Genomic DNA, 3,973 nt, shown 5'->3' on the forward strand with positions numbered 1-3,973 from the left:
GCATTTCCATTGGTCACGAGCTTGGTGAAGATGGTGCAAGCCGCGCGGGGGTCGATCTGCTTCTTCTTGCCGCCGCCACCGCCGAGCTTGTTCAGTTGTTGGATCAAGGTCTGGCGTTCGCCCAGGAATTGCTGGGCGTTTTGGCATTCGGCCGATTGAGCATAAGCCGGAGCCGCGGCGAAAGCGCCAGCGGCGGCAAGTGCAGCGGCAAGGAGCGAACGGGCAGGCGTCATCGGCAAATCATCCCTTCGAAAAGCGCGATAGGTCGCGCGCGGGGCTTTCTGTTAGCAGGTTGCGCCCCCAAAGGCCAAGCGGCGAATGGACCCGCAAAGTCATTCCAACTTCGCAGGTGCGGCAAGGCACGTCGACCAATGGCCGAATGCTTTCCCAGGAAGATGTGGCATCTGTTGGGCAGTTTCGGTATTTCCAAGCTCTTTCGGGGCGATTTTCATGGCTGCATACGATTTCGACGCTCCCCGCCTATTCGTCACATCCCCGCTGGCGACCGGCGCTCGCGTTGCCCTGGATCGGGCGCAGGCGAACTATCTTCTCAACGTCATGCGCCTTCGGGCGGGTGATTCCGTCTTGATCTTCAACGGGGTTGACGGGGAGTGGCGGGCGTCGGTCGAGGTGGAAGGGCGAAAGGCTGCCGATCTCGTCTGCGTCGAGCGAACCCGTGAGCAGGCTTCGCGACCCGACTTGGTCTATCTCTTCGCGCCCCTCAAGCATGCTCGGCTCGACTACGTGGTTCAGAAGGCGGTGGAGATGGGGGTCGGCGTCCTCCAGCCCATCCTGACGAAGCGGACGCAGACCTCGCGCGTCAATCTCGACCGGATGCGCGCCAACGTCATAGAGGCTGCCGAACAATGCGGCATTCTGACTCTGCCCGAGGTCCGCGAAGAGCTGAATTTCGAGAAGTCGATCAAGGCCTTGGAAGAGGACCGGCTGGTCGTGTTCTGCGACGAGGACGCCCCTGTTTCGAACCCGTTCCAAGCCCTCGCTGGCGTAGGGAACCGACCGGCAGGGTTGGCCGTTGTAATTGGCCCCGAAGGAGGGTTCACCGATCAGGAGAGGGCGATTGTCTCCTCACATCCTCGCTGCATTCGCGTCTCGCTCGGGCCGCGAATCTTACGTGCGGACACGGCAGGTGTCGCTGCTCTCGCCATTTTGCAGGCCACGCTCGGAGACTGGACCTGACGACGCGGTTCGCCTAGGGGCGACGCCGATCGATCAACCTCCCCAATAGCTTAGCGTTAAGTTGCGCACGCGCCCCAATCCTGCCTCATTCGGACGCAGGTTGGGCGCCTTGTTGTCGAGTAGAATCGGGTCGAATTCGTCGAGAAGATAAGAAAAACCAAGAGGAGAGTCGGTATGGCTGGGGAATTCCGATTCGGAATTGAAGAAGAATATTTCGTCAGTGACATCGCTAAACGAGATGCGGCGCGAAACGGCATCAAGGAATTCTTCAAATCCTGCAACGAACATTTACATGACAACGTTCAAGCGGAGATGCTCGAGCCGCAGATCGAAGTCGCCACAAAGCCCGGTGTCGACTTCTCGGAAGCGCGGGCCGGGCTTGCCGGATTGCGTGCATCGCTCGGCGCCATCGCCCGTGAGCACGACCTGTCGATCATGGCGTCCGGAACGCATCCGCTGGCGGTTTGGACGAGGGTCCGCGCGAACAAGCAGCCGCGCTACGGCAAGGTCATGCACGACCTTCAGATGATCGGTAGCCGGACTGTGGTGTGCGGCATGCATGTTCATGTGGAGGTGCCGGATTTGTCCGCCCGCGTGGATATCATGAACCGGATCCAGCCTTACCTGCCGCTGCTTCTGGCGCTTTCCACCTCCTCGCCGTTCTGGCAGGCGCAACGGACGGGCCTTCTCGGCTATCGCCTTGCGGCCTATCGCGAATTGCCGCGGACAGGCTTGCCTGACCTGTTCCAGAACGCCGCCGATTACCAGCGCTACGTCGACACCCTGGTGGCTGCGCGGGCGATCGAAAACTCGAGTTATGTCTGGTGGGTGATTCGCCCCTCCCTCAAGCACCCGACTCTGGAATTGCGCGTGGCCGACAGCTGCACGCGGGTCGAGGACACCATCGCCATCGCGGCGCTTTATCGCTGCTTGGTGCGCCGCCTGAGCCTCGACACCAAGCTCAACGCGGGACAGACCGGCGCCTCGCGGGCGATCAACGATGAAAACAGCTGGCGAGCCCAGCGTTACGGAATCCACGGGAGCTTCGTCGACGAGGCGAGCCGGAGCGCCAAACCCGTTCGCCAAGTCCTGGACGAGGTTCTGGCCCTCGTCGCCGAGGATGCCAAGGCACTCGGATGCCAGCGGGAGATCGACCTCGCCCGTTGGATCGTGGCGCGTGGGACGAGCGCGGACCAGCAACTGACGATTTATACCGAGGGGCTGGGCAGGGGCCTTCCCAACCGGGATGCTTTGACCAATGTGGTGGATTGGCTTAGCGCCGAGACAATCGGCGAACCCGTGGTGCGACACTGAGCCTGTAAATCCCCGTTTAAGCGGGAGAGGGTTGTCCATAGGCGCATTGCAGCTTGGCTGCGACACCCCTATGTACACGCGACCAATTGTCAGGCGCGGCGCGACCGCGCCTTTTCCTATGAGGGCGGTACATGGCGCGTGACGTTTCGGATGCGACTCCCATCGGCGCACGGTCTGAACTCGTATCGTGGATCGCCGACGGAGAGAAACCGCGCGAAACGTGGCGGCTCGGCACGGAGCACGAGAAGGTCCCGTTCCATGTCCCGGGCCCATCGCCAGTGGCCTATGGCGGTGAGACCGGCATTCGCGCTCTCCTCGATGGCATGCAGGCGAAAGGCGGCTGGGAGCCCATTATCGAGGACGGGCATCCGATCGGCCTCGTGGACGAGTCGGTCGGCGGCGCCATCTCGCTGGAGCCCGGCGGCCAGTTCGAATTGTCCGGCGCGCCGGTTGAGACGATCCACGACACGGCGCGCGAATTGGACGAACATCTCGTGCTCGCAAAGGACGTGGGCGGCGATCTCGGTATCCGCTTTTTGACGCTCGGCATGAGTCCGCTCTGGACGCGTGCAGAGACGCCCGTCATGCCGAAAGCGCGGTATCGGATCATGACGGACTACATGCCGAAAGTCGGCACGCGCGGCCTCGACATGATGTACCGCACGGCGACCGTGCAGGTGAATCTCGATTTCGATTCCGAAGCCGACATGGTGAAGAAGATGCGCGTGTCGCTCGCGCTGCAACCGATCGCGACGGCGCTCTTCGCCAACTCTCCCTTCACCGACGGCAAGCCGAATGGATTCTTGTCCATGCGGTCGGAAATCTGGCGCGATACGGATCGCGATCGGACCGGGATGATGGCTTTCGCATTCGATGACGGCTTCGGTTACGAAGCCTATGTCGATTGGGCACTGCAAGTGCCGATGTATTTCGTCAAGCGCGGTGCGACGTATCATGATGTGGCGGGTGCGTCGTTCGGCGATCTGCTAGAGGGCAAGCTTCCGCAACTGCCCGGCGAATATGCGACTCGCTCCGATTGGGCGAACCACGTGTCGACGCTTTTTCCGGAAGTGCGTTTGAAGCGTTATCTCGAAATGCGCGGAGCCGATGTCGGGCCGCCCGCCCATATCATCGCCCTTTCCGCTTTCTGGATCGGCCTCCTCTACGATTCGGCGGCGCTCGACGGTGCATGGCAGTTGGTGAAAGGCTGGACGGCATCGGAGCGCGAGCAATTGCGCACGGACGTGCCAAAGCTCGCGCTTCATGCAAGAATCGCCGGATGTTCCGCGCAGGACGTTGCGCGCGATGTTTTGGCGCTGTCACGAATGGGATTGCGGAACCGCGGTCATCGCGACGCGTCGGGCGAAGACGAAAGCCGCCATCTCGCTTATCTCGACGAGATCGCAGAATCGGGCCGCACGGCAGCCGAACGATTGCTCGCCCGCTTCCACGGCGAGTGGAA

Annotated in this window: 4 protein-coding genes and 1 pseudogene; 3 read left to right on the forward strand and 2 right to left on the reverse strand. The window is 61.8% G+C overall.

Annotated features, from left to right (window positions below; all coding sequences use genetic code 11):
* Positions 1 to 233, reverse strand: a pseudogene (locus AC1DT3_RS13615) (hypothetical protein); the annotation flags it as partial.
* A 217-nt stretch (positions 234 to 450) separates the two neighbouring features.
* On the opposite strand from AC1DT3_RS13615, the gene AC1DT3_RS13620 reads away from it, so the two are divergent.
* Positions 451 to 1,197: a 16S rRNA (uracil(1498)-N(3))-methyltransferase gene (locus tag AC1DT3_RS13620; RefSeq protein ID WP_477465788.1), complete on the forward strand. Its 747-nt coding sequence runs from the start codon at positions 451 to 453 to the stop codon at positions 1,195 to 1,197.
* 33 nt (positions 1,198 to 1,230) lie between these two features.
* Here the strand turns inward: AC1DT3_RS13620 and AC1DT3_RS13625 are convergent, their stop codons facing one another.
* Entirely contained in the window at positions 1,231 to 1,485 is a 255-nt protein-coding gene (locus AC1DT3_RS13625; protein ID WP_477465791.1) for a hypothetical protein, read from the reverse strand.
* On the opposite strand from AC1DT3_RS13625, the gene AC1DT3_RS13630 reads away from it, so the two are divergent.
* The gene (locus AC1DT3_RS13630; protein ID WP_477465789.1) at positions 1,372 to 2,511 is read left to right on the forward strand and encodes a carboxylate-amine ligase; all 1,140 of its coding nucleotides are present in this window, start codon (positions 1,372 to 1,374) and stop codon (positions 2,509 to 2,511) included. The genes AC1DT3_RS13625 and AC1DT3_RS13630 overlap by 114 nt on opposite strands.
* A gap of 131 nt (positions 2,512 to 2,642) precedes the next feature.
* The coding region (locus AC1DT3_RS13635; protein WP_477465790.1) for a glutamate--cysteine ligase at positions 2,643 to 3,973 on the forward strand (1,331 nt) is incomplete at its 3' end.

This window comes from Microvirga sp. P4_G7 (assembly GCF_056401005.1).

Coding starts and splice junctions, on each gene's coding strand:
- AC1DT3_RS13620 (WP_477465788.1), top strand. CDS start 451: ATGGCTGCATACGATTTCGACGCTCCCCGCCTATTCGTCACATCCCCG.
- AC1DT3_RS13630 (WP_477465789.1), top strand. CDS start 1,372: ATGGCTGGGGAATTCCGATTCGGAATTGAAGAAGAATATTTCGTCAGT.
- AC1DT3_RS13625 (WP_477465791.1), bottom strand. CDS start 1,485: ATGTTCGTTGCAGGATTTGAAGAATTCCTTGATGCCGTTTCGCGCCGC.